Genomic DNA, 22,260 nt, shown 5'->3' with positions numbered 1-22,260 from the left:
TGCCACGTGGAAGCGCCGCCTGCCCACATTTTTCAACGGCGACTGCCGCGATTGCCGCTAAAATATGGCGACCCGTTTTTTCACCACAGGATGATCATGAGCAGCGCACTTCACTTCAAATCCATCAACTATACGGGCCAGGGCAGCGGCCCGCGCCTGATCGTCACCGGCGCCGTGCACGGCAATGAAACCTGCGGCACCAAAGGCATACAGCGCGTGATGGCGGAAATCGACAGCGGAGCGCTGGCCATCCTGGCCGGCAGCGTGACCTTCGTGCCGATCACCAACCCCCTGGCCTACGCCAAGGGCGTGCGCAGCGGCGACCGCAATCTGAACCGCAACCTGTTCCCCAACGACCATCCCCAGGATTTCGAAGACCGCATCGCCAACTGGCTATGCCCGCTGCTGGGCCAGCACGACGTGCTGCTGGACTTGCACTCGTTCAACGCCGACAGCCAGCCCTTCGTGATGGTGGGCCCGCGCAACAACGATGGTCCGCTGCAACCGTTCCAGCATGAAGACAAGGAACGGGCGCTGGCGCGCCGCTTGGGCGTGCGCCGCTTTGTCGACGGCTGGCTGCAAACCTATGGCGCCGGCGTGCAGCGCCGCCTGGCCGGCAGCGACCAGGTCGGCCTGGTCTTGCGCTACGGCGTGGGCACCACCGAATACATGCGCTCGACGGGCGGCTATGCGCTGACCCTGGAATGCGGCCAGCATGCCGATCCGGCCGCGCCCGATGTGGCTTACCGCGCCATCATGAATACGCTGGCATTCCTGGGTTTTATCGATGCGCCACAGCCGGCACCGATAGCCGACGCGGACATGGAAGCGCTGAACATGGTGGTGGTGCACGACAAGCTGGACGCCGGTGACCGCTTCATCAAGACCTGGTCCAGCTTTGACACCGTCAAGCAAGGTGAACAGATCGGCATGCGCGTGGACGGCACGCCGGTGACGGCCGAATTCGACGCCTATATCCTGTTCCCGGACGTCAATGCGGCGGCCAATGCCGAGTGGTATTACCTGGCGCGTGTCAGCCCTTCGTTTTAAGGTTTTGCCAATTCCCATGACCTCAGGGTCAGGGGACCACTGGCACGCCCAAGGCATTCAAAGTTGGAGTCGTCATCATGCCGCTCTCCGGAATGCCTTTTAGCTGTTGAAACAGTTTCAAGGCCGCTTGGGTCGGCACAGTTAAAACACCATCGATCTTGTCGCTGTACAGCCCCAACGTATGCAGCCTAATCTGCACGCGCATGATTTGTAATCGCAGTTTCTCATGCCGGCTCAATGCGGGAGCAGCCTCTCTCACCGTGGTAACAGGATCTACTACAGAGGAGTTACCATAGGTAGCAGTGGGACTGGGAACCGCTTGTGCAGCATAAGTAGTAGCAGGGCTTGGATCCACATACCTTGCAGCAGACCCGCCCGAACCAGAATAATGGGACGAGTGACTCGAGTGAGAGCGATGGCTGGAGTGTGAGCGATGGCCAGCAAATAAATTATCGAAATCCCTGTTTAGCGGGCGCAGTGGAACTGCCTTCAAATCACTAGGGGAAAATGTATCGTGCTGCGTAGCAGGTAAGGCCATAGCTTTGCTGCTAAAAAGCGGCAAGCCGGCAACAAATAATGCGACGTTTTTCACGAATTTACTCATGCAACAACTCCTTCTATTGCGCGGATTTTGGTCGGCTTCCAACCACTCTCATGCCAAGAAAATAGCCCAGCGCATTGGGACTTGACATTGCATCGATCACACTCCGCAACATAGACATTTTTCCAGTCAGATATACTCTTGTGGGCAAGTCCCCACAGTGCCGGGGACAATGCGCACAACGGTGCATTCATGAACATATGTGGAACGGCATGATGCGTCAGCAATGCCGACGCGCGCGCCAATGTCAAAGCCCAGTCAATCAGATCCAACTCACACTGCTCACGATTAGCCAAGGCATAGCCTGTGGGCTCACATCCCATCAACGCAACAGCATTTACAAATGGCAAATTTCTGCCGATAAATCCAGATAATTCCTCTAATATTTCCAGCACTGTTTTGATCAGAACGATGCGTAACTGAATGGCTTGCCCATACTGCTGCAATACAAGTAGCCCCTCCAGTGTTTGCTCAAACGCCCCCATAGATTGAACTACAAAATCGTGATAGAAATCAGCATGGCCGTACAATGGCACCAGCCATTGAACCTTGGCCTCAAGCCCCTCCAGTATCGTGCGCGCGATCTCGCCATCACTGAACAGCCGTCCATTTGTCAGTACCTCGATTCGTGTGACGGGATGACGCAAAGTCAACTCATCGAGAATACGACGCAAGCTACTACCCAGCAATAATGGCTCACCACCCGACAAGCCGATGACGTCAGGGGAAACACGCAAATGTCGAATAATATCCAACGCTTCCTCAACTAGCCAACTGTCGTCATGCGGGGTTGGCGGTTGAGAGCACATCAGGCACATGCTATTGCACCGATTCGTCAACAAAAGGGAGTGATGCATATCGTGCTCGCGAAAAAGCACCAGCACACGCTGTTTTTTCCAATCTGGGATAACAATATCGCCAGGCTCCAAAGCCGCGTCCGCTACCCAATGTACATTGCAGACTCCAGCCGTTTGCAATGCAATCACCTGTAATTGCTCCACCTGCGTAGGGGCGAAAACCAAGTAGCGCAATTCCGGTTGCCATGCACTACCGACCTCATCCAGTGCAATGACACGGTGCACCAAGGCTGGCGCGGCGACATCAACTGCGGCAGAAATGCGCCTCATTGCGGTCCATTCCCACTGGACGGCTGGGCCCAGCGATAAAACAGTGCTTGCCTTTCCGCGTCAGCCTCTTTCAATTTCAAGAACATAGTGTCGAATAACCACATATGCCTCTGGCAATGCTCCGTGCTGAACACTGGTGCAGAAATGGAGCCATGCTGTGCAAATGCGTCGACGGGGTTCGGCGAGCAAAACTGGTTGTAGGCACATTGTTTACAGCCTGCGGTGTCATGCACCAGACTAGCTTGCGTCAATGCATTCTGCAGCGGTGACTGTGAAAGCGCCAGCAAGCTCGTACCAATGACTCCCAAACGCAACGCATGCTCACCGGTTTCCGTGAGCATGCGTGCTTCATCACTTGGGTACACATACCCATCATAGTTATAAACCAGCACACTTGACCCCGCCCCTGTCGGGCTTTGCAAGTCAACATAGCCACCATCAAAGGTAGATAACATCTTATTCAATATAATAGAGGCATACACTTCGCGTATGGCGATACCTTGCCGGTTCCAGTAAAAGATCCGGTCCAACGCACGCAGATAGAAATCTGAAAATTCGCTCAGGGAGTACTGCATGCGAGCCTGGTTCCGTTTGGCGAATCCATAGCTACTGAGAGGGCGAAGGAATATATCCTGCAAACCAAGCTTGACATATTCATCGACTATCTCCTCAGGATAAGCCAGCGAGGCGCGCGTGGTCGTCATCAGAGCCGACACATGCTCACTACCCAAGACCGACCGGGCCAGTTCAATCCCCGCAAGCGTCCGTTCATAAGAATCCCGTCCCGGAACAGGACGATTCTTATTATGCAGAAATGCTGGCCCATCAATACTCGTGGATAAATAGACATCATGCAGCCTAAAGAAAGCGCACATTTCCGGATTTAGCTGATGCAAGGTCGATGCGATAACAAAGCGGATTGATCGCGCTTCGCGCACATTGCGTGTCGCGATACGTTTGATGGCGTGTTTCAGCAGATCGAAACGCAACAAGGGATCTCCGCCTTGAAATTCCACCGTCAAGGCCTTCGACGGACTGTCAAAAATACTGTCGCAGGCTTGGTCCAGATGCACCATGCTGATGACATGCCCTTGATCGGACAAGGACCGACTTACTTGGCAATACTGACAGGAGTGGCCACACTGCAAGGTAGGAACGATAATATGCAGGGTGGGGCCATTGCTCACTGTGCTACGTTTTGCTTCTTGTCGCGACTTGAGCAAATGCGCACTACCTCGGCCATGTGTGGCAGGAATAAAAAAGCGAGCCTGTAATGCAGCGCGCCGCGCCAAAGGCAACGAATCTGGCGCAATCTTTAGCTGCTGCGCTTCCAATTCAGTAAGAAATGCATAGTCACCAGATGACGATATTGCGAGCAATGCATCATCGGCCAATCGGCGGGTTAAAAATGGGGCTGGCACATCGCCGACTTCAGCTTGCGTTACCGGCATTCCAACGTTAGAAGCCATCTTGATATTCGATGTCCGCGGCCGTGGATAAAAGGCAATCGTCTGCATATTTCCTGTCTTGCCTTCCATGTGCCACATTGCATTCCCCGTTAAAACTGCCAATATCTGCCAGCCCGTTGAGCTGCCAGAACAGTAAGAACCTTATATGGAGAAAAATTCCTCCAAGCATCAAGAGAATTATATGTCAGATAACACACGAAATTACCATTAAAATGATAATTAGCAAACTCTACAACACCAGAAATCAAAGCTGCAAGTCAATGCCCGACCGATTTTGAAAAGAGATTGATGACCAGCACGCCGGCAATGATCAGCCCCAGGCCGATCAGCGCCGGCGTATCAAGGCTTTGCTTGAACCAGAACCAGCCGACGGCGGAGATCAGCACGATGCCCACGCCCGACCAGATCGCATACACGATGCCGGTCGGTATCACCTTCAAGGTCAGCGACAGACACCAGAAGGCGATGCCATAACCGATCACCGTGATCACGCTGGGCCACAGGCGGCTGAAGCCGTCTGAGGCTTTCAGGGCGCTGGTGGCGATCACTTCGGCAACGATGGCGATCGCAAGATAGAAATACGTCGTGGCCAGGCTCATGGGGTCCCTGAAGAGTAAATATCGTGGCGCTTATTGCGGGCTGAGCAGTTTCAGGCCGAGGATGCCGCAGACGATCAGCGCGATGCAGGCGATGCGCGCGGCGCCGGCCGGCTCGCCCAGCACCATCATGCCGAAGATGGCCGTGCCGACGGTGCCGATGCCGGTCCAGATCGCGTACGCCGTACCCAGCGGCAAAGTGCGCAAGGCCAGGCCCAGCATCACGATGCTGCCCAGCATGGCTGCCAGGGTCAGGGCGGACGGCAACCAGCGGGTAAAGCCGGCGCTGTATTTCAGGCCGATGGCCCATGCCACTTCCAGCAAGCCAGCCAATACCAAGATAATCCAAGCCATCCATTTCTCCCGAGGCGGCGGGGTCGTCCCCGCCATGCAGCCCCATCATCGAGCGGGGTCGTCCCCACAGGAGCAAAGCGGCAGTATACCATTCGCTAGAATGTTTGCTCCAGGCAAAAAAATCCCGCTTTTCACCGGCTTGCCCGATAATCAATTTTTTATCTTGTCTCCGGAGTCACCATGTTACTTTTGGCCCAGATCGTTACTGCCCTGATCCTGCTGCTGCACGTGTATATCGTGCTGCTTGAAACCGTGCTGTTTGATAGCCTCGGGCGCAAGGCGTTTGCGCTCAGCAAGGAAAAAGCCGAGATCGTGCGCCCCGCCATGTCCAACCAGGGCTGCTACAACGGTTTCCTGGTGGCCGCCTTGGCAGTGGGTTTCCTGCATCCCGACGCGGCAATAGCCCATGCCTTCACCATCTACGGCCTGGCCTGCATCGCCGTGGCCGGCATCTGGGGCGCGGCCACCGTCAAGAAAAGCATCTTGTACCTGCAAACCGTGCCGGCCGTGATCGCCCTGCTGCTGCATCACTTCGCCTGATCCTTGCTTTGGCCGCGCGCGGCCAGCAGGTTTTCCGTTTATATCGTAGTATGACGATATTGAAATCCGAAAGGCCCGATACAACATGGACATCGACGCCATCCACAAGGCGCTGGCCAATCCCGTGCGGCGGCAGATCCTGCAATGGTTGAAAGACCCGGAGCAGCATTTCGCCGAACAGGAGCTGCCGCTCGACATGGGCGTCTGCGCCGGCCTGATCGACCGCCGGCTGGGACTGTCGCAATCGACGGTGTCGGCCCACCTGGCCACCTTGCAGAAGGCGGGACTGGTGTCGACCAAAAAGGTCGGCCAATGGAGTTTTTTCAAGCGTGACGAAGCGGCCATCCAGGCGTTTCTGGAACAACTGCAGCAAGGTTTGTGATCCACAGCAGCGACAACATTCTCATTCCGGCAACCCACAAGGACAACACCATGACCACCCTTTTCGACCCGATTACCATCGGCAGCCTGCAATTGAAGAACCGCATCATCATGGCGCCGCTGACGCGCTCGCGCGCCAACAATCCGGGCCGCGTGCCCAACGCGCTGATGGCCGAATATTATGTGCAGCGCGCCTCGGCCGGCCTGATCATTTCGGAAGCGACGGCCGTCACGCCACAGGGCGTGGGCTATGCCGATACGCCGGGCATCTGGTCCGATGAACAGGTGGAAGGCTGGAAACTGGTCACCGACGCCGTGCATGCGGCCGGCGGCAAGATCGTGCTGCAACTGTGGCATGTGGGCCGCATCTCATCGCCCCTGTTCCTGGACGGCGACCTGCCCGTGGCGCCGAGCGCCATCAAGCCGGCCGGCCATGTCAGCCTGGTACGCCCGATACAGGAATATGTGACGCCGCGCGCGCTCGATACCGAAGAACTCCCCGGCATCGTGGCCGCCTACCGCAAGGGCGCGGAAAATGCAAAAAAGGCCGGCTTTGACGGCGTGGAAGTGCACGGCGCAAATGGTTATCTGCTGGACCAGTTCCTGCAAGACAGCACCAACCACCGCAGCGACAACTATGGCGGCTCGATCGAGAACCGCGCGCGCCTGATGCTGGAAGTGACCGACGCCTGCATCGCCGTATGGGGCGCCGACAAGGTCGGCATGCACCTGGCGCCGCGCCGCGATTCGCACGACGTGGGTGACTCCACGCCCCGCGAGACCTTCGGCTACGTGGCGCGCGAGCTGGGCAAGCGCGGCATCGCCTTTATCTGCGCGCGCGAAGCGCTGGGCGACGACCGCCTGGGTCCGTACCTGAAGGAACAGTTCGGCGGCGTGTATATCGCCAATGAAAAAATGGACAAGGCCGCCGCCCAGGCGCTGCTGGACAAGGGCGAGGCCGATGCGGTGGCCTTCGGCCTGTGGTTTATCGCCAACCCGGACCTGCCGGTGCGTCTGCGCAGCGATGCACCGCTGAACGCGCTGGACCCGGCCACCCTCTACGCACCGGCCGCCGCCGGCTATACCGACTATCCGGCGCTGGCCTGAGCTGTATCGCGACGGACGTCAACAGCGTGACGGCGTGCGCGACGGCGGCGATTGCCGCCGCGCCGCCGAACTGCTGAGGATGCGGTATATGACTTCCGTCGGCACATGGTGCTCTTTCAGGTAGGCGGTGGCCACCGTCCTGCCCAGCACCTTGTGAAATTCCACGCCCTGCTCCACCAGTTGCGCCGTCGCGGTATCGTTGCGGCTGTTGCCGTCGCCGATCTCATCCTTGCTTGATGTGCTGTGCATCATGCCCTCCATGCTCAAAATGTCATCGGCAAGCGGACCGACAGCGATACGTCCGGCGTATCGCGCGTCAGGCCGGCGCCGACTGAAATATTCAAGGTCCGGTCCTTGGCGAGCCGGTACGAATAGCCCATCAGCAAGGTGCCGAGCTGCGTGCGCACGGCGCCGGGCACGACCGTGCCGTTCTGGCGCGTGCGGCCGATGGTGCTGTGGTCATAGCCCAGGCTCAACGAGCCTTTTTCATTGAGCGCCAGGCCGATGCCGAAGTTCACGCCAAAAATCTTGCCCGGTTCGACAGTGCCCAGCGGTTCGCGCAGGCCGTCGCGCAGCAGCCGGCTGACATCGTGCCGCTTGAAGCTGTGCAAATAACTGATGCTGCCAAAAAAGACCGCCGGGTCGGATGGGAACAGCCAGGTCAGACTCGGCTGCAAAGAGTAAAACCCCGAGCCGGTGGGCAGGTCCAGCGGCAAACCGGTGCCGGTGGCGTTCTCGCCCACGCAGCGGCGCACGCAATCGGTGACGACGCTGAACGGATCGCGCCCCGTGCGCGACTTGAAGCGCAGGCCCGCCACGTAATACGATTTGTCGGCGCCGCCATCGTTCAGCTGGTAGCGCGCCGCCAGTTCCACGTCGCCCAGCTTCTTGCCGCTGGTATCGAACACGCGCTCGACGGCCGTGCCGGTGAACAACTCGCGGCTGACGGTGGAATCGGAACGGTACACATACGGGATGCGCGCCTCGATTTCAAAGCGGTTGGTGATGCCGGTGCGGCCGGTCAGCGCCGCCGTAAAAGTATTGCGCTTGACTTCACGCACATCGATCAGCCCGATCAGCAGCGCGGGAATAATGGTGTAGCCCACCAGCGCGACACGGTTGCTGGAGGAATAACCGAACTGCGCGGAGGGCTCGAGCACGAATTTGCCCCTGGGCGTGAGCACGCCGGGCTGCTCGAAGATCGGCGCCACTTCCGGCGGCCGGCTGTCGCGTCCCGGTGGCTGGCCTACCGCCACCGGCCGCGGCGTCGAAGGTGGCGCGGCCGGCGCTGGCGCCGGCACTGGTGCGGTACTACCGGGCAGCCCCTCCTGCCCCCATACTTCCTGCACACCCAGGCCACGCTGCGCCCCCAGCAGCTCGCTGGGGAGCGGCGTACCGCCTTGCAGGCTGTCAATGCGGCGCTGCTGTGCCTGCAGCGTGCCGCGCAGCATGTCGAGCAAGCGGCGCTGCTCGGCCAGTTGCGCTTTCATGTCTTCCGGGCGTGCCGCCAGCGCCTCCTGGCTGGCGGCCGGGACCTGGGCCGGGACCGGGGCCGCGGCGTCCTGACCGTGTGCCGCGGCGCTCAGCAGCAAGGCCGACGCACCGGCCGCGCCCAAACGCAATAAATGAAGATACCGCATCGTTTCTCCTGAAGGTAGGCCGGACGGCATGCCCGGCGTGGGTGGGTGGTTGGCTGGCCTAGCGCGCCCCCGCCACGGTGTCGAGGGCGTTTTGCAAGGTGTCGTGAAAATTGGTGATCTTCAGCAGTTCAAGGCTGTTGACGCTGGTATTGACGATGGTCTGGCTGCGCAAGACCTGGTCGTTCAAGCTGTTCTGGATCACGGTGCCGGCCATGGTCTGCTCCAGCGCCCCCGCTGCGAACAGATTGCCGGTGCCGTTTTGCACCACGTTCATTGCCGTCAGGGCCGCGCGCGCCTGGCTGGCCTCCGCCGCGCTCAGACGTGCCACGTCGGCGATCGTGAACGAGGTGCTGGCCACCACCTCGCCATTGATGCTGACCAGGCGTTCGATGCCCAACGACAGGTTCAGGCCGCCAGGCATGTCAAAGCCGCCGCGCGCCTGCTCCAGCGTCGCGTCATCGACCGCTTGCCAGCCGTCATCGGGCAAGTCCGATGCCACGGCCGGGCTGATGGCCAGGCAGCACGCCAATGCCATGCCGGCCTTCCGATAGCGCTTCTGCATACATCCTCCTTTGCAACGCCGGCAACCAGGGCCGCGCCGCTAGAAATTTCCCGCTTCATGCTTGGGCATGGTGAGTACATCAAGGCCGCCACGGCTGATCGCCTGTTCCAGCGGCGCCGCCGGCGCCACGCGCCAGTCGTCGGCATCGTTGAAACGGGCCGGCCGCAAGGCCGCCCCGGCCGCCAGCACCTGGCCGGGACGGGCGACCCTGCCATGGATGACAAACAACAGCCGGCCTTGCCATATCGCCTCGAAACTGGCGCGCGGCATGGCGCGCGTGCCGCCGGCCGGATCGCCGATCAGGACCCGGCTGGGGGTGAGGCCTTTCACCACCACGAAATGCCGGTAACCTTTGTCGGCGACCAGCACGATGGCGGGAAAACGTGCTTCAGCCAGCTTGTCCAACGGTAGTTGAAATCCATCGGCCAGGAAGCCGCGCGCCGCAAGAAAGCGTTTGATGTCGAGCAAGGAGAAGCCTTCACGGCGGATCTTTTGTTGATCGCCTTGCCGATACATTTGCTCGAAAACAAAACGTTCCGTGACGCGGTCATCGTAATGGTGGGTCAGCAAGGTCGCCACCGCGGCCGAGCCGCAACTGAAATCATATTGCTGGTGCAAGGTGCGCTGGAAGCGGGCTTCGCGGATGCTGGCCACGGGCACGTCGAAACGCGCCCCGCCCAGCGCCGCGATGTCGGCGCCGGCCGCCGTGGCGCAGGCGAGCGCGCCGGCGATGGCCAGCCACCTTGCGCAACGCCGGCGAAATGAGCAAATGGCCATGGCTAGCGCATCTGCAAGTTGATGATGGTGGCGTTCTGTATCAGCACATTGGCCCCCGAGTTCTGGATCACGATCGGTATGCCGGATGCATTGGCGAACGCGCCGCCATCGATGCTGTTGGCACCCGTATTGACATAGGTGGCCGAATTGCCCGTGACATAGCCATTCAGGCGGGCCTCGTTGCTGACGTCAGCGGCGCCGCCGCGCGCCTGCTCCAGCGCCGCCTCGTCCGTGCCTGCGCCCAGGCCGCTGGCGTCGCCCAGTTCCACCACCAGCGTTGGCAGCAGCGCCAGCGACGCGGCCGGCGCGGCGGCGGCAACCGCGTCAGGCTCGGCGAACTCCGCCATGGCCGTGAGGCCGGGCGCCGCCAGTGCGCCGGCCGACAGGCTGGCCAGGCCGGCGCACACCATCGAATTCAAGAAAAGTCGCATGCTGTTCCCCTGATATTGTTATGCGCAAGACTCCGCCGCGGCCAGGCCACGACGGAGCTTGCTGGTGGCTTATTGCCCCACGGCCAGATTGGCCTGTACCGTCACGCTTTGCTGGATCAGCGAGGAAATGCCGCTGTTCTGGCTGATGACCAGCAGCCCGGCCGCCGACTGCGCGGTGCCGCTCATGGTGTTGGACATGTCGAAGGTGCCCGCATCGACATTGGCCGTGCCGCCAGCGCCACCGGTACCCCCTTCGCCGGCGCCACCGGTGCCGGTGCCCGCCGTGTTGGTACCGCCATCGCCGCCCGCGCCGGCGGTATTGGTGCCGCCAGCACCGCCGGCGCCGCCATCACCCGCCGTGGCGCTGCCATTGGTGGCCGCGCCATTGGTGGCGGCGCCGCCCGTGGCCGTACCGCCAGCCGCACCCGCGCCGGCCGTGTTTGCCGCCGACCCCGTGGCGCCGCCCGCACCACCGGCTTCGCCGGCCGCGCCATTGCCGCCGGTACTGGTGCCGGCCGCGCCCGCACCACCCGCACCGGCCGTGCCACCGGTTGCGGCCGCACCCGCGCCGCCCGAGCTGGTCAGTGCGGCACCGGCGCCGGCCGCGCCCGAAGTGCCCGCGCCGCCAGCCGCGCCGGCGCCGGCGGTATCCGTGCCACCCGCGCCGGCCGTGCCTGTACCGCCCGCGCCGGCCGTGGCAGTGCCGCCGTTCGAACCGGCGCCGCCGGACGAGGTACCGCCGCCACCGCCCGCATTGGCATTGCCGCCATTGACGTCGCCGTTGCTGGCGCCACCACCCGCGCCACCGGTGCCGCCGCCACCGCCCGCGGCGCCGGAACTGGCGCCGCCGTTACCGCCGCTGGAGCCATAGCCAGCACCGCTGTTGCCGCCATTGCCGCCGGAGGCATAGCCGCTGTCGCCGCCGCGACCGCCATTGGCATCGCCCACCGAGCCGCCCAGGCCACCGGCGCCGCCACCGACCGTGCCACCGGCCGCGCCAGCGCCACCGGCACCGCCAGCGCCACCGGCGCCAGCCGGGCCGCTGTTCGCATCTTGCGCATAGCCGCCGGCGCCACCGGCGCCACCCGTGCTGGCACCGCCTGCGGCGTCGCCCACGCTGGCGCTGCCATTGGTGGCCGTGCCGCCAATGGCGCCAGCGGCCCCGGCGGCGCCGCTCGCCGCACCGCCCGTGCCGCCGATGCCGTAAGCCGTGCCGCCCTGCCCTGCGCCACCGGTGCCGCCATTGCCGGTACCGCCATTGACCGAACCGTAATTGGTGGCATAGTTACCGATCGAGGTGACGGTGTTGCCCGACACGGAACCATCGAGCGTGCTGGAAGCGGTGGCGGTCGAGGTATTGAAAGCGTTCGTGAAGCTGGCGCTGCTGGTCGCGCCGTTATTGGCCGCCGACGAGCCCATGGCGTTGGCCGCCGCCTCGCCGGTGCTGTTGTTCTGGGCCGAATTGTCTTGCGTGGCCGACGAGTTGTCTTGCGCCGATGGCCCCAGGCCCGACTGGGTCGAGTTGGTGCTGGCCGTCTGCGTGTTGTCGCCAAAGACATCGTTGGCAACGGTCGTGCCCTTTTCTTGCGCATGGGCGCTGAAGCCGAAGGCCAGCGCTATCGCTGCCGCGAGGAGAGTTTTTTTCATTGCAGTTCCCTGTCTAAAAGTTGATCAGAATGCCGGCACCGGACTTGCGGTCAGGCTCAGGGGCTAATGCAAGCTTGGTGCCAAGATAATGATTTAATGACAAGCCCTTGATTTACAATGATTTTTTGCGCCATCATCGCGGCACATCGCCGCCAGTCCGCCCCGGCAAGCCAGCACGGCGAAGGCAGTTGTCACACCGCCGTGACACCTCTCATCGGCGGCTACCGGCGCCAACAAGCAAAATCTCTTTTTAATTCAAACATTTGCAAACATGATGGCCTGGGCTACGGTCGGCTCAGGAATGTGACGTTGGCGCCCGGATGTGACAGCGCCGCCGCGCGCAGGACGCCACGCGTGGCAACGCCATCGCCACACCTCAGCACTTGATATTGAGTTTCTTGATCAGCCGGTACAAGGTCATGCGCGACACGCCCAGCTCGCGCGCGGCCTGGCTGATATTGCGGCCGGACCTGGCCAGGCTGGCCTGCACGGCGTCGCGGTCGGCGCGCTGCCGCATGCCGCCCAGCGCCGCGTTGCCGCCGCCGGCGCCGCCGATGGCGGCCAGGCCCAGGTCCTGCGGCACGATCAACCGGCCCTCGGCCATCACCATGGCGCGCCGCACGCGGTTGATCAGTTCGCGCACGTTGCCGGGCCAGTCATGTTCCAGCATGGCTTGCGCGGCGGCGCTGCTGAAACCCTTGACCAGCGGCGAACGTTCCGTCAGGTAGGTGGAAAAAAAGTGATTTGCCAGCAGTATCAGGTCTTCCCTGCGCTCGCGCAGCGGCGGCACGTCCAGCGCCAGCACATTGAGGCGGTAATACAGGTCCTCGCGAAAATTTCCTTGCTGCACAGCATGCAACAGATTCACATGCGAGGCGGCGATCACGCGCGCGTCGACCGCGATGCTGTGCGCGGCGCCCACGCGGTGGATGGTTTTTTCTTGCAGGAAGCGCAGCAGATTGGTCTGCAGCGCCAGTGGCAAGTCGCCTATCTCGTCGAGAAACACCGTGCCGCCGGCGGCCGACTCGATCAGCCCGCGCTTGTCGCGCGCGGCACCGGTAAACGCGCCGCGCTCATGGCCGAACAGTTCCGATTGCGCCAGGCCGGCGGGAATCGCCCCGCAATTGATCGGCACGAAGGGACCGGCCGCGCGCGGCGAATGCGCATGGATCGCCTGCGCCGTCAGTTCCTTGCCGCTGCCGGACTCGCCCCAGATCAGCACGGGCGCGCTGGCGCCGGCCACCTTGCGGATCTGGCGCCGCAGGCGCTCGACCGCCAGGCCATGCCCCTTCAGGCCCATCTCGGACACCAACGCCCCGGGCGGCCCCGGCTCTCCCAAGTCGAGCAGCGAGGCCCAGCCGTGGGCATGGCCCAGGGTATGCTGCAGGCGCACCGTATCGACCGGCAAGGTGTGATAGTCGTAGCAATGGTCGCGCACCAGGCGGCGGCAGGCCGGCGTTTGCAATATGCGTGGTGGAAACACGCCTATCCAGTGCGTGGCCCAGTGCTGCTGCAGAAAACTGTCGATCTCGTCCAGGCCGTCGAGCGAGGACATCAGCACGCCGACGGTAAATGCCTGGCTGCGCAAGGCGCGCGCGGCGGCCGCCAGGGTCTTGACGGGATGCACCTGCCAGCCATGCCAGGCCGCACCCAACTCGCGCCCCCCCGCTTCGCGCAAAAAACCATTGCCTCCCAGATCAATGCACAACAACTGTTTTGTCAACATTCGGCCTCCGTTTTACCTGTCAATTTGGTAAGACAGCGGCCAGCGCATTTGGTGCGGCGGCGCATGCAGGAAAGCACAAAAAAACAACAGCCGTGGGGCAAGCGATGGCAGCGGCGCCATGCCGGGTCAAATGCCGGGGCCGCTTTGCTTGTCGGGGCCGGCTGGTGCGGATAGAATGCCTGCGCGGTTTTTTTGCTGTGTAGAAACTGTCCGCGCGTAGTCTCCAGGCCATCACACAGACAAACACCAGACAAGGACAGCAATGGAAGACCACTATGTACAGCCGGGCGATTTGCCCACCTGGCGCCGCCGCAGCGCCTTGCGCGTGCTGCGCCTGTTCGGCTGGCGCCTGCGCTTTCGTCCCCTGCCCGGCCCGCGCGGCATTGTGGTGGTCTACCCGCATACCTCGAACTGGGATTTCCCGATTGGCCTGTTCGGCAAATGGGCGCTGGACCTGCCCTTCCGCTGGCTGGCGAAAGACTCGCTGTTCCGTGGCCCGGTCGGCAAATTCATGCGCTATCTGGGCGGCGAGCCGGTCGACCGCAGCACCACCAGCGGCACCATCGAACGGCAGGCAGAGCGCATGCTGGCGGCCGACTGGTACTGGCTGGCAATCACGCCGGAAGCGACGCGCAGCTACCGCCCGAACTGGCGCAGCGGCTTTTATCACCTGGCGCTGGCGGCCAAGGTGCCGCTGGTACTGGTGTATATCGATTACCCCAGCAAGGTGCTGGGCGTGGTCGACCATCTATATCTGACGGGCGACAAGGAAGCCGACATGGCCGCGATTGCCGCCGTGTATGCGGGGCACCAGGGCTTGCATCCTGAAAATGCGGCACCGATCGTCCTTTCAGAAAAACGCCCCGGTTAAGAACGCCTATCAAAACCTACTGCGCGTCGGTCCTTGCGGCCTGCGATGCTCACTGTACATTCGTACAGCTGCGCTTCTCAGCCACAACTACCTTCCGCTCGCTACGGTTTTGCCAGGCGTTGTAAACCTCTAGTTCATTCCCATCATGACCAGGCCGGCCGCCGTGATGGCCGCGCCGGCGACCCGCAAGACCCGCTCGGCCATCACCTGGCCGGCAAACCGGCCTGCCATCAGCAGGATGGCGGACGCCAGCATGAAGCCAAAGGCGGCCGAGGCAGCCGGCAATTCATGGCCATGCGCATTGCCGTGCGCGACAGCGAATATCCCCACCAGGCTCATGCCCAGCCAGTTCGGCAGCGACAGCGCCAGGGCAATGGCCATGCCCGTCAGCGCGACGGTGGCCGCAATGCCCATTTCCAGGCCGGAAGTACCTAGCCCCGCCATGCCGGCCAGGGCGCCGAGCAGCATCATGCCCAGGAAAGTGGCCGGCTGCGTCAGACCGCGCCGCTGCTGGCCGCCCCAGATGCCCACGCCCAGCATGGCCAGCAGATGGTCGACGCCCGTAAACGGATGGGCGAGGCCGGCCAGGAAACCGGCTGTTTCGGCATGGCCGGGATGGGCCATGGCCGGCAGCGCCAGCAGGGAAAACGTGGCCAGCACGGCAGTGTGTTTCAGGGAACGGACAGTCATTGCATCTCCTTGCCTTGTTGATCGAGCAAACCCTGCTCGCGTATAAAATCGATCACGGCCTGCACGCCGTCGCCGCTGCGCAGGTTGGTAAATACAAACGGCCGGCTGCCGCGCTGCTGTTTGGCGTCGCGCGCCATCACGTCCAGGTCCGCGCCGACGTGCGGCGCCAGGTCGGTCTTGTTAATGATGAGCAAGTCCGAACGCGTGATGCCCGGGCCGCCCTTGCGCGGAATCTTTTCGCCGCCGGCCACGTCGATCACATAGATCGTCAGGTCCGACAGTTCGGGGCTGAAGGTGGCCGCCAGGTTGTCGCCGCCCGACTCGACCAGGATCAGGTCGAGGTTGGGGAAATCGGCCTGCATGCGGGCGATCGCCTCCAGGTTGATCGAGGCGTCCTCGCGGATCGCCGTGTGCGGGCAGCCGCCCGTCTCCACGCCCATCAGCCGCTCGGCCGGCAAGGCGCCGGCGCGCAGCAGGATCTCCATGTCCTCCTTGGTATAGATATCATTCGTGATGACGGCCATGTCGTAGCGTTCGCGCATGCCCTTGCACAGCATTTCGCACAGGGCCGTCTTGCCGGAACCGACCGGCCCGCCGATGCCGACGCGCAGCGGATTGGAGGTAATTGAAGTCATATCGAGTCTCTCGTTGTAGTGTTCAGGAGCGGTACAGCCGGCTGTACTGCACTTCGTGCCGCATCGACAGCAGCGACAGGCCCGGCGTCCAGTTGCCCATCTCGTCGTCTTGCAAAGTCTGCGCGGTGGCGGCCGCCGCTTCCAGTTCGGGGCGCAGCGACAGCAACAAACGCTGCCCGGCCACCTGCCCCAGCGGCACCGATTTGACGCACACCAGCACCTGGTTTTCGGCCCAGGCAAACAGCATCGCCAGCAAGGCCTCTTCGCGCGGTATGCCGAGCGCCGCCACCGCGCAGGCATAGGCCGTGGGCAGCGCCACTTCCGGCTGCTCTTGCAGCATCGCGATCAGCGGCCCATCGGCAACCCCCAGTTCGCCCAGCAGCTTGGTCAGCGAATAGCCCATCTGGATGGTCTCGGCGCGAAATTCCGCCGTATCGCGCGAGGCGATAAAGCGTTCGCTCCACAGCCGTACGCTGTCGAAATCCTGCTGCTCGAAGGCCTGCATCAGGCGCCAGCACAACGGCGCCTCCCAGCGCGCCACCACGCCAGCCAGATGCTCGGCGATCCAGTGGCGCGCGCTGGCCGCATCGCGCACCAGACCGTTCTCCAGCGCCGCTTCCAGCCCCTGCGAATAGCTGTAGGCGCCGATCGGCAGGGCCGGGCTGGCAAACTGCAGCAGGTGCAGCAGGGATGCCGCCTGCATCAGGCGGCGTCGCCGGGACGGTGGATCTTCTGGCGCAGCGGCACGGGCGCGAGCAGATGCTGGCCGTGCTCGTGGTGGCCATGGCCGCCGCCGTAGGCGCCCGCCTCCGGCTCGAACGGCGCGCTTTCTTCCGTCACGGTGGCGTGCAGGCCTTCCAGCATTTCCTTCAACACCGGGTCCTTGCGGATGCGCAGGAAGCCGTCGCCCACCTGCGCCTGGGTGTGGCGGTTGCCCAGGTGGAAAGCGCAGCGCAGCAAGGTATGCGCGTCCGCGCAGCGCACCAGATAGGTCGGCTCACGCGCGGCGACGACCTGCACCACGCGGCCGTCCGGTCCCGTCATCAGTTCGCCGTCGCGCAGCACCGTGCCGCGCACCGTGAATACGGCCGCCTCTTCGCCGGTGGACAAGGTGGCGCGCAGCCGGCATTTTTCGCGCTGGTCGTACGGCAGCACCAGTTGTGCAATCACGGCGTGGCTGTCGTGCGCCGTCAGTTTGGTATGCAAAGTCAGCATGGTGATTCCCGATGAGTCCTAGAACAAGAAATAGCGCTGCGCCATCGGCAGCACGCTGGCCGCTTCGCACACCAGCAGCTGGCCGTCGGCGCGCACGGCGTAGGTTTCCGGGTCGACTTCCATCTGCGGCGTGGCGCTGTTGTGGATCATGTCGCGCTTGCGCAGGCCGCGCATGTTTTTCACCGCGATCAGCGATTTGTTCAGTTTCAGCTGATGGCCGATATCGAGGTCGTACGCCGCCTGCGACACAAACGTGAACGACTTTTTCAGGCCGCCGCCAAAGGCGCCAAACATCATGCGGTAATGCACCGGCTGCGGCGTCGGAATCGAGGCATTCGGGTCGCCCATCTGCGCCGCCGCGATCATGCCGCCCTTTAAAATCATCGACGGCTTGACGCCGAAGAAGGCCGGCTTCCACAGCACGATATCGGCGATCTTGCCCGGTTCGAGCGAGCCCACCACATGCGAGATGCCGTGCGTGATGGCCGGGTTGATGGTGTATTTGGCGATATAGCGCTTGACGCGGAAATTGTCATTGCGCGCGCCGTCCGGCGACAGCGAACCGCGCTGCACCTTCATCTTGTGCGCCGTCTGCCAGGTGCGCATGATCACTTCGCCGACCCGGCCCATGGCCTGCGAGTCGGACGACATCATCGAAATGGCCCCCAGGTCGTGCAGGATATCTTCGGCGGCGATCGTTTCGCGGCGGATGCGCGACTCGGCAAAGGCCACGTCCTCGGCGATCGCCGGGTCCAGGTGATGGCACACCATCAGCATGTCCAGGTGCTCGTCGAGCGTGTTGACGGTGAACGGGCGAGTCGGATTGGTCGACGACGGCAGCACGTTCGATTGGCCGACGGCGGCGATAATGTCCGGCGCGTGGCCGCCGCCCGCCCCTTCCGTGTGAAAGGTGTGGATGGTGCGGTCCTTGAAGGCGGCCAGAGTGTGTTCCAGGAAGCCCCCTTCGTTGAGGGTGTCGCTGTGCAGCGCCACCTGGATATCCATGCGGTCGGCCACCGACAGACAATTGTCGATGGCGGCCGGGGTGCTGCCCCAGTCCTCGTGCAGTTTCAGGCCGATGGCGCCGGCGCGCACCTGTTCTTCCAGGGGCATTGGCAGGCTCACGTTCCCTTTTCCCATGAAGCCCAGGTTCATCGGGAACGCGTCGGCCGCCGCCAGCATCGAGTGCAAATGCCACGGCCCCGGCGTGCAGGTGGTAGCGGCCGTGCCGACGGCCGGCCCGGTGCCGCCACCGAGCATGGTGGTCACGCCGCTCATCAGCGCTTCCTCGATCTGCTGCGGGCAGATGAAGTGGATGTGGGTGTCGACCCCGCCGGCCGTGACGATCATGCCTTCGCCGGCGATGATCTCGGTGGCGCCGCCGATCGCCAGGGTCACGCCCGGCTGGATGTCGGGATTGCCGGCCTTGCCGATGCCGAAGATCAGGCCGTTTTTCAGGCCGATGTCGGCCTTCACGATGCCCCAGTGATCGACGATGACGGCGTTGGTGATGACGGTATCCATCACCTCGGCCGCATTGCGCTGCGACTGGCCCATGCCGTCGCGGATCACCTTGCCGCCGCCGAATTTCACTTCCTCGCCATAGATGGCGTAATCGTGTTCGACTTCGATGAACAATTCCGTGTCGGCCAGGCGGATGCGGTCACCCTTGGTCGGGCCGAACATTTCGGCATAGGCGCTGCGGGGAATACTGGCCATCTCATTCCTTTCCGGGTGGAGTATCTTTCAATTCGCCCATGACTTCGCCATTGAAGCCGAAGACCTTGCGCTCGCCAGCCAGCGCCACCAGTTCCACGGTGCGCTGCTGGCCCGGCTCGAAGCGCACGGCGGTGCCGGCGGCGATGTTCAGGCGCATGCCATAGGCGCGCCAGCGCTCGAAGGACAGCGCCGGGTTGACTTCAAAAAAATGAAAATGCGAGCCGACCTGTATCGGCCGGTCGCCGCGATTGGCCACCACCACGGTAGCCGTGGTACGGCCCGCGTTGATGCTGATTTCGCCTTCTTCCAATCTGTATTCGCCTGGGATCATGTCCGGCTCCTGTAAAAATGCTGGGGTAACTACGGTATCGGGTTGTGCACGGTAACGAGCTTGCTGCCATCGGGAAAGGTCGCCTCGACCTGGATGTCGGGGATCATTTCGGCGATGCCGTCCATGACGTCGTCGCGCGTGAGGATCTGCGCGCCGTCCGACATCAATTGGGCCACCGACTTGCCGTCGCGCGCGCCCTCCATGATGGCCGCGCTGATCAGCGCCACCGCTTCCGGATAATTGAGTTTCAGGCCGCGCGCCAGGCGCCGCTCGGCCAGCAGCGAGGCCGTAAAAATGAGCAGCTTGTCTTTTTCGCGTGGTGTCAGATCCATGGTTGTCCTTTGTAGGTTCAGGTATTCCAGATGCGGGGCACCGCCGCCGCGCGCCCCAGCAGGGCCGGGCGCAGCAGCTGCCACGCGGCCAGCATCACGCGGCGCGCCGCCTCGCTGTCGTTGCACAGCAAACGTACCACCAGCACCGATTTCATTTGCGTCGCGCCAAACTGCGCGCCTTCGGGCACGGCCAGGTCGCGCAGCGCCGCCAGCACTGGTGCCGGCAACGGCGCGCCGACCGCCAGCAGGGTGGCGCACACGCTGTGGCCGGCCATGCCGAGCGCGCCTTGCATCAATGGGCCGCCGGCGGCCAGCACGCCCTGCTCCCACCACAGCAGCTTGCCGCCGCGGCGGATCTGCGTATGCTGGCTGATGCTGCCCGTATTGAACGATTCGCCCGAGGCGCTGCGGCCCAGGCAGACGATATCGAGGCCGAGGTAACTGGCGTCTTGCGCCAGTTCGACTTCATGGCGCAGGCGCACGCAGGCCTGGTCGAAGAAAATGCTCTCTTGCGGCAGCCATTCGATGGCCGCCCCGGCGCCCGCGCGCAGCACGATGTGCTGGCCCGAGACATGGCCGTTGGCGCGGTACCACTTGGCCGCGCCCGGAGACGTGAGCAAGGCATGCGCGCCAGCGCCCACCGTGGCGTCGACCGCCAGCTGATCGCCACCGACCACCCCGCCCGGCGGGTGCACGATAATGGCGTGGCAGACCGCGCCGCCTTCCGGATACAGCGGCTTTTGCACCCGCAGCGGGCCGCTGTGGCGGCGCTCGACCAGGCGGCTGACATCGCCATGCAGGGCAAAGCCCAGCGTCAGCTGCGCCTGCCACGCCCCATGGGAAGGCTCGGCAACGGTCGAAGAGATGGCGGTAGTGCAGTCGGGCATGGCAGGCGCTTGTGCAAGCAAATAAGCACTACCAAAGCACGATGCATGCCAATGCCGGGGCCGGCATCAGGAAGGGGAAAGTGAGAATCGCGCACCGCCGTGCAGCAGGTGCACCATGATGGTGCGCCTGCCCCACGGCTAATGCGACAGTTCGGCGCCCGCCGCCTGTCGCGTGCGCAGCAGGAAGCCGGCCGAGTATCGAATCGCGACAATGCCCAGCAGCGAGACGAGCGCCGGCACGGCCGCAGCGATGAAGAGCTGGCTTTGGGGCCACTGCAGATGCATCAGGTAGCCGCCCAGTACCGGCCCGATCACCGAACCGATGCGTCCTATCCCCAGGCTCCAGCCGATGCCGGTGGAACGCAGCTCGGTCGGGTAATACGTCGCCGCCAGCGCGTTCAGCGCGGGCTGGCCGCCGATAATGGTAAAACCGCTGATGAAGATCATCAGGAAAATGGCGCCCAGCGACGCGGCGACCAGCGGATTGCCGATCAGGGCGGTCGACACGATGGCCAGCACGAAGGTGGCCGTCAGCACCGGGGTGAACCCGACGCGGTCGATGATGCGCCCCAGTGCCAGCGTGCCGGCCACCCCGCCGATCCACAAGGTGGTACCGGCCAGCACGGCGTTCTGCGTCGAATAACCGGCTTCACGCATGACGGTCGGCAGCCAGTTCGACAAGAAATACATGGCCAGCAGATTGGCAAAATTCACGATCCACAGCAGCGTGGTGACTCTTGCGCGCCCGTCTTTGAACAGCGAGGCCACCGCTCCACCCCTGGTTTTTGCCGGTTCATCGAGCACCAGCTGCGCATCGTCCGGCAGCTGCAGGCCGGGCGCAACCAGCAGCAGGTTCTTGCGCATCTGCTGCTGGCTGCCCTTTTTGAACGCCAGGAACTGGATCGACTCCGGCAGGCGCCACCACATGATCACGCCGAGCAGCAGCGGAACGGCGCCACCGACGACGAATACCGAACGCCAGCCCCATGCGGGGATCAGCACGGCGCTGATCAACCCGCCGATCACGCCACCGAGGGTAAAGCCGCACGAGACCAGCATCATGACGCTGACCCGGGTACGGCGCGGACTATACTCGCCCGCCAGCGCCATCGCATTGGGCATGATGCAGCCCAGGCCCAGGCCGGCGGCGAACCTGAAGCCGACAAGCTGCGGAATCGAAGTGGCGAAGGCGGTCAGCAGCATGCACACCGAAAAGAACATGGTCGCGCCGATCAGCACCGGCCGCCGGCCGATCCTGTCGGCCAGGGTGCTGAAGGCCAGCGAGCCCACCAGCATGCCGAACAGGCCGGCGCCAAATACCGGCGACAGCACTTCCTTGCTCAGTCCCCATTCCTGGATCAGTGCGGGGGCCACATAAGCCATGGACTGCACGTCGAAACCATCCATCACCAGGCACATGCCGCACAAGGCGACAATCAGGACCTGGCTCCTGCCGAAGGTACTGCCATCGATGACCTGCTCGATATTGATCCTGCCGCTCATTGCCGTCTCCTCATTGCCGTCTCCTCATTTCCGTCTCCTTTATAGTTATTGTCAGCGCCGCGCACTGCG

At 63.1% G+C, this 22,260-nt stretch carries 26 protein-coding genes; 5 read left to right on the top strand and 21 right to left on the bottom strand.

Features of this window, described 5'->3' with window-relative positions; all coding sequences use genetic code 11:
- Positions 1 to 90: 90 nt before the first annotated feature.
- Positions 91 to 1,050 carry a succinylglutamate desuccinylase gene (locus ACP7B7_RS12120; RefSeq protein WP_426076831.1) on the top strand — a complete coding sequence of 320 codons (960 nt, stop codon included), beginning with the start codon at positions 91 to 93 and terminating at the stop codon, positions 1,048 to 1,050.
- Between the two features lie 28 nt (positions 1,051 to 1,078).
- On the opposite strand, the gene hxsA is transcribed toward ACP7B7_RS12120, so the two are convergent.
- From hxsA to sugE, 5 genes are all read right to left on the bottom strand, one after another.
- Positions 1,079 to 1,654 carry a His-Xaa-Ser repeat protein HxsA gene (gene hxsA, locus ACP7B7_RS12115; RefSeq protein WP_426076830.1) on the bottom strand — a complete coding sequence of 192 codons (576 nt, stop codon included), beginning with the start codon at positions 1,652 to 1,654 and terminating at the stop codon, positions 1,079 to 1,081.
- Complete coding sequence (gene hxsC, locus ACP7B7_RS12110; protein ID WP_426076829.1) at positions 1,651 to 2,778, bottom strand: His-Xaa-Ser system radical SAM maturase HxsC; 1,128 nt, start codon at positions 2,776 to 2,778, stop codon at positions 1,651 to 1,653. Before hxsC ends, hxsA begins: the two co-directional genes overlap by 4 nt.
- Positions 2,775 to 4,316: a His-Xaa-Ser system radical SAM maturase HxsB gene (gene hxsB, locus ACP7B7_RS12105; protein WP_426076828.1), complete on the bottom strand. Its 1,542-nt coding sequence runs from the start codon at positions 4,314 to 4,316 to the stop codon at positions 2,775 to 2,777. Before hxsB ends, hxsC begins: the two co-directional genes overlap by 4 nt.
- A gap of 188 nt (positions 4,317 to 4,504) precedes the next feature.
- A complete protein-coding gene (locus ACP7B7_RS12100; RefSeq protein ID WP_308921804.1) occupies positions 4,505 to 4,846 on the bottom strand; it encodes an SMR family transporter in 342 nt (113 codons plus the stop codon).
- Positions 4,847 to 4,876: 30 nt separating this feature from the next.
- Entirely contained in the window at positions 4,877 to 5,197 is a 321-nt protein-coding gene (gene sugE / locus ACP7B7_RS12095; RefSeq protein ID WP_308921805.1) for a quaternary ammonium compound efflux SMR transporter SugE, read from the bottom strand.
- Between the two features lie 180 nt (positions 5,198 to 5,377).
- Here sugE and ACP7B7_RS12090 point away from each other — a divergent pair, with 180 nt between their 5' ends.
- The 3 genes from ACP7B7_RS12090 (at position 5,378) to ACP7B7_RS12080 (ending at position 7,225) form a co-directional block, all read left to right on the top strand.
- On the top strand, positions 5,378 to 5,737 hold the full coding sequence (locus ACP7B7_RS12090) for a DUF1304 domain-containing protein (protein WP_426076827.1): 360 nt from the start codon (positions 5,378 to 5,380) through the stop codon (positions 5,735 to 5,737).
- An 85-nt stretch (positions 5,738 to 5,822) separates the two neighbouring features.
- The gene (locus ACP7B7_RS12085; RefSeq protein WP_308921807.1) at positions 5,823 to 6,119 is read left to right on the top strand and encodes an ArsR/SmtB family transcription factor; all 297 of its coding nucleotides are present in this window, start codon (positions 5,823 to 5,825) and stop codon (positions 6,117 to 6,119) included.
- 50 nt (positions 6,120 to 6,169) lie between these two features.
- A complete protein-coding gene (locus tag ACP7B7_RS12080; protein ID WP_426076826.1) occupies positions 6,170 to 7,225 on the top strand; it encodes an alkene reductase in 1,056 nt (351 codons plus the stop codon).
- An 18-nt stretch (positions 7,226 to 7,243) separates the two neighbouring features.
- On the opposite strand, the gene ACP7B7_RS12075 is transcribed toward ACP7B7_RS12080, so the two are convergent.
- The 7 genes from ACP7B7_RS12075 to ACP7B7_RS12045 all read right to left on the bottom strand — a co-directional run bounded on the left by ACP7B7_RS12075 (position 7,244) and on the right by ACP7B7_RS12045 (position 14,008).
- Positions 7,244 to 7,477 (bottom strand): hypothetical protein, encoded by a 234-nt coding sequence (locus tag ACP7B7_RS12075; RefSeq protein WP_308921809.1) that lies wholly within the window; start codon positions 7,475 to 7,477, stop codon positions 7,244 to 7,246.
- 11 nt (positions 7,478 to 7,488) lie between these two features.
- Positions 7,489 to 8,865 carry an acetate kinase gene (locus ACP7B7_RS12070; protein WP_426076825.1) on the bottom strand — a complete coding sequence of 459 codons (1,377 nt, stop codon included), beginning with the start codon at positions 8,863 to 8,865 and terminating at the stop codon, positions 7,489 to 7,491.
- A 58-nt stretch (positions 8,866 to 8,923) separates the two neighbouring features.
- A complete protein-coding gene (locus tag ACP7B7_RS12065) occupies positions 8,924 to 9,427 on the bottom strand; it encodes a hypothetical protein (RefSeq protein ID WP_426076824.1) in 504 nt (167 codons plus the stop codon).
- 39 nt (positions 9,428 to 9,466) lie between these two features.
- Positions 9,467 to 10,204, bottom strand: a complete 738-nt coding sequence (locus tag ACP7B7_RS12060) for a C39 family peptidase (protein ID WP_426076823.1) — start codon at positions 10,202 to 10,204, stop codon at positions 9,467 to 9,469.
- Positions 10,205 to 10,206: 2 nt separating this feature from the next.
- Entirely contained in the window at positions 10,207 to 10,635 is a 429-nt protein-coding gene (locus tag ACP7B7_RS12055; RefSeq protein WP_426076822.1) for a hypothetical protein, read from the bottom strand.
- 69 nt (positions 10,636 to 10,704) lie between these two features.
- Positions 10,705 to 12,282, bottom strand: a complete 1,578-nt coding sequence (locus tag ACP7B7_RS12050) for a hypothetical protein (RefSeq protein ID WP_426076821.1) — start codon at positions 12,280 to 12,282, stop codon at positions 10,705 to 10,707.
- Between the two features lie 376 nt (positions 12,283 to 12,658).
- Positions 12,659 to 14,008, bottom strand: coding sequence for a sigma 54-interacting transcriptional regulator (locus ACP7B7_RS12045; RefSeq protein ID WP_426076820.1), 1,350 nt, complete (start codon positions 14,006 to 14,008; stop codon positions 12,659 to 12,661).
- A 262-nt stretch (positions 14,009 to 14,270) separates the two neighbouring features.
- On the opposite strand from ACP7B7_RS12045, the gene ACP7B7_RS12040 reads away from it, so the two are divergent.
- Positions 14,271 to 14,879, top strand: coding sequence for a 1-acyl-sn-glycerol-3-phosphate acyltransferase (locus ACP7B7_RS12040; RefSeq protein WP_308921816.1), 609 nt, complete (start codon positions 14,271 to 14,273; stop codon positions 14,877 to 14,879).
- A gap of 129 nt (positions 14,880 to 15,008) precedes the next feature.
- Here the strand turns inward: ACP7B7_RS12040 and ACP7B7_RS12035 are convergent, their stop codons facing one another.
- The 9 genes from ACP7B7_RS12035 to ACP7B7_RS11995 form a co-directional block, all read right to left on the bottom strand.
- Positions 15,009 to 15,569, bottom strand: coding sequence for a HupE/UreJ family protein (locus ACP7B7_RS12035; protein ID WP_308921817.1), 561 nt, complete (start codon positions 15,567 to 15,569; stop codon positions 15,009 to 15,011).
- Positions 15,566 to 16,204 (bottom strand): urease accessory protein UreG, encoded by a 639-nt coding sequence (gene ureG / locus ACP7B7_RS12030; protein ID WP_308921818.1) that lies wholly within the window; start codon positions 16,202 to 16,204, stop codon positions 15,566 to 15,568. Before ureG ends, ACP7B7_RS12035 begins: the two co-directional genes overlap by 4 nt.
- A 22-nt stretch (positions 16,205 to 16,226) precedes the next feature.
- The gene (locus ACP7B7_RS12025; protein WP_308921819.1) at positions 16,227 to 16,907 is read right to left on the bottom strand and encodes an urease accessory protein UreF; all 681 of its coding nucleotides are present in this window, start codon (positions 16,905 to 16,907) and stop codon (positions 16,227 to 16,229) included.
- The gene (gene ureE / locus ACP7B7_RS12020; protein WP_426076819.1) at positions 16,907 to 17,419 is read right to left on the bottom strand and encodes an urease accessory protein UreE; all 513 of its coding nucleotides are present in this window, start codon (positions 17,417 to 17,419) and stop codon (positions 16,907 to 16,909) included. Before ureE ends, ACP7B7_RS12025 begins: the two co-directional genes overlap by 1 nt.
- A gap of 18 nt (positions 17,420 to 17,437) precedes the next feature.
- Positions 17,438 to 19,138, bottom strand: coding sequence for an urease subunit alpha (gene ureC / locus ACP7B7_RS12015; RefSeq protein ID WP_426076818.1), 1,701 nt, complete (start codon positions 19,136 to 19,138; stop codon positions 17,438 to 17,440).
- Position 19,139: 1 nt separating this feature from the next.
- Positions 19,140 to 19,469: an urease subunit beta gene (locus tag ACP7B7_RS12010; RefSeq protein WP_308921822.1), complete on the bottom strand. Its 330-nt coding sequence runs from the start codon at positions 19,467 to 19,469 to the stop codon at positions 19,140 to 19,142.
- A 29-nt stretch (positions 19,470 to 19,498) separates the two neighbouring features.
- Positions 19,499 to 19,801 carry an urease subunit gamma gene (locus ACP7B7_RS12005; RefSeq protein ID WP_308921823.1) on the bottom strand — a complete coding sequence of 101 codons (303 nt, stop codon included), beginning with the start codon at positions 19,799 to 19,801 and terminating at the stop codon, positions 19,499 to 19,501.
- A gap of 17 nt (positions 19,802 to 19,818) precedes the next feature.
- Entirely contained in the window at positions 19,819 to 20,688 is an 870-nt protein-coding gene (locus tag ACP7B7_RS12000; protein WP_426076817.1) for an urease accessory protein UreD, read from the bottom strand.
- A gap of 138 nt (positions 20,689 to 20,826) precedes the next feature.
- Complete coding sequence (locus ACP7B7_RS11995; protein ID WP_426076816.1) at positions 20,827 to 22,191, bottom strand: MFS transporter; 1,365 nt, start codon at positions 22,189 to 22,191, stop codon at positions 20,827 to 20,829.
- Positions 22,192 to 22,260 lie beyond the last annotated feature (69 nt).

The sequence above is a fragment of the Janthinobacterium sp. PSPC3-1 genome, from assembly GCF_049896105.1.
Lineage (GTDB): Bacteria > Pseudomonadota > Gammaproteobacteria > Burkholderiales > Burkholderiaceae_D > Janthinobacterium.
The sequence above is the reverse complement of the archived record's forward strand: the minus strand, read 5'-3'. Positions and strand labels throughout refer to the sequence as shown.

Coding starts and splice junctions, on each gene's coding strand:
- ACP7B7_RS12120 (WP_426076831.1), top strand. CDS start 91: ATGATCATGAGCAGCGCACTTCACTTCAAATCCATCAACTATACGGGC.
- ACP7B7_RS12075 (WP_308921809.1), bottom strand. CDS start 7,477: ATGATGCACAGCACATCAAGCAAGGATGAGATCGGCGACGGCAACAGC.
- ACP7B7_RS12055 (WP_426076822.1), bottom strand. CDS start 10,635: ATGCGACTTTTCTTGAATTCGATGGTGTGCGCCGGCCTGGCCAGCCTG.
- ACP7B7_RS12080 (WP_426076826.1), top strand. CDS start 6,170: ATGACCACCCTTTTCGACCCGATTACCATCGGCAGCCTGCAATTGAAG.
- ACP7B7_RS12100 (WP_308921804.1), bottom strand. CDS start 4,846: ATGAGCCTGGCCACGACGTATTTCTATCTTGCGATCGCCATCGTTGCC.
- ACP7B7_RS12010 (WP_308921822.1), bottom strand. CDS start 19,469: ATGATCCCAGGCGAATACAGATTGGAAGAAGGCGAAATCAGCATCAAC.
- ureG (WP_308921818.1), bottom strand. CDS start 16,204: ATGACTTCAATTACCTCCAATCCGCTGCGCGTCGGCATCGGCGGGCCG.
- ACP7B7_RS12085 (WP_308921807.1), top strand. CDS start 5,823: ATGGACATCGACGCCATCCACAAGGCGCTGGCCAATCCCGTGCGGCGG.
- ACP7B7_RS12000 (WP_426076817.1), bottom strand. CDS start 20,688: ATGCCCGACTGCACTACCGCCATCTCTTCGACCGTTGCCGAGCCTTCC.
- ACP7B7_RS12060 (WP_426076823.1), bottom strand. CDS start 10,204: ATGGCCATTTGCTCATTTCGCCGGCGTTGCGCAAGGTGGCTGGCCATC.
- ACP7B7_RS12070 (WP_426076825.1), bottom strand. CDS start 8,865: ATGCGGTATCTTCATTTATTGCGTTTGGGCGCGGCCGGTGCGTCGGCC.
- hxsB (WP_426076828.1), bottom strand. CDS start 4,316: ATGGAAGGCAAGACAGGAAATATGCAGACGATTGCCTTTTATCCACGG.
- hxsC (WP_426076829.1), bottom strand. CDS start 2,778: ATGAGGCGCATTTCTGCCGCAGTTGATGTCGCCGCGCCAGCCTTGGTG.
- ACP7B7_RS12040 (WP_308921816.1), top strand. CDS start 14,271: ATGGAAGACCACTATGTACAGCCGGGCGATTTGCCCACCTGGCGCCGC.
- ureC (WP_426076818.1), bottom strand. CDS start 19,138: ATGGCCAGTATTCCCCGCAGCGCCTATGCCGAAATGTTCGGCCCGACC.
- ureE (WP_426076819.1), bottom strand. CDS start 17,419: ATGCTGACTTTGCATACCAAACTGACGGCGCACGACAGCCACGCCGTG.
- ACP7B7_RS12090 (WP_426076827.1), top strand. CDS start 5,378: ATGTTACTTTTGGCCCAGATCGTTACTGCCCTGATCCTGCTGCTGCAC.
- ACP7B7_RS12005 (WP_308921823.1), bottom strand. CDS start 19,801: ATGGATCTGACACCACGCGAAAAAGACAAGCTGCTCATTTTTACGGCC.
- sugE (WP_308921805.1), bottom strand. CDS start 5,197: ATGGCTTGGATTATCTTGGTATTGGCTGGCTTGCTGGAAGTGGCATGG.
- ACP7B7_RS11995 (WP_426076816.1), bottom strand. CDS start 22,191: ATGAGCGGCAGGATCAATATCGAGCAGGTCATCGATGGCAGTACCTTC.
- hxsA (WP_426076830.1), bottom strand. CDS start 1,654: ATGAGTAAATTCGTGAAAAACGTCGCATTATTTGTTGCCGGCTTGCCG.
- ACP7B7_RS12025 (WP_308921819.1), bottom strand. CDS start 16,907: ATGCAGGCGGCATCCCTGCTGCACCTGCTGCAGTTTGCCAGCCCGGCC.
- ACP7B7_RS12050 (WP_426076821.1), bottom strand. CDS start 12,282: ATGAAAAAAACTCTCCTCGCGGCAGCGATAGCGCTGGCCTTCGGCTTC.
- ACP7B7_RS12035 (WP_308921817.1), bottom strand. CDS start 15,569: ATGACTGTCCGTTCCCTGAAACACACTGCCGTGCTGGCCACGTTTTCC.
- ACP7B7_RS12065 (WP_426076824.1), bottom strand. CDS start 9,427: ATGCAGAAGCGCTATCGGAAGGCCGGCATGGCATTGGCGTGCTGCCTG.
- ACP7B7_RS12045 (WP_426076820.1), bottom strand. CDS start 14,008: ATGTTGACAAAACAGTTGTTGTGCATTGATCTGGGAGGCAATGGTTTT.